This window comes from Bacillus sp. 05T31, from assembly GCF_056396725.1.
Genome location: NZ_JBFTMA010001321.1, coordinates 1 through 516 on the forward strand (window position 1 = coordinate 1; position 516 = coordinate 516).

Consider the following 516-nt stretch of genomic DNA (forward strand, 5'->3'; position numbering starts at 1 on the left):
GTGCTGAACCAATCCCAAATGAACCAGCCAACATTCCAGTAACCAGTCCGAGACATATACATTTAATCAAGTTATCTTTCGAAAGTTCGTTATGCCCTTTTAAAGACGACCGTTCCTTTTTTTGCAATATAATTAATCGAATAAACATAAAAATTGCAGATAAAAATAACATTCCCGCTGTAAACCAATGTAGAAGATTCGCTGGTATTAGCGAACCAAACTTCGAACCAATAAAGGAACCAATCGCTCCAAATCCCCCAACAATTCCGCCTATTACAAATACAACATTCCCTTCTCTATAATGACTTACTACTCCAGATAATGTCGTAAATGCCATCGCAGTTAAAGATGTTGCAAGAGCAACATGAATAGGGATATGGAATACTAGAGTGAGTATCGCGATGATAAATCCTGCTCCCCCTGCTCCGACAAATCCTAATAAAACTCCCATTAATAACATTGTTATAATAATTGCCACATAATTCCCCTCCAATATCCCAATTATCTATCATATAC

General features: G+C 37.0%; 1 protein-coding gene. It reads right to left on the bottom strand.

All coding sequences use genetic code 11. The annotated features are described in order from the left end of the window. The coding region (locus AC1DJR_RS33125) for a TSUP family transporter (protein ID WP_477004583.1) at nt 1-478 on the bottom strand (478 nt) is incomplete at its 3' end. Nucleotides 479-516: the final 38 nt, after the last annotated feature.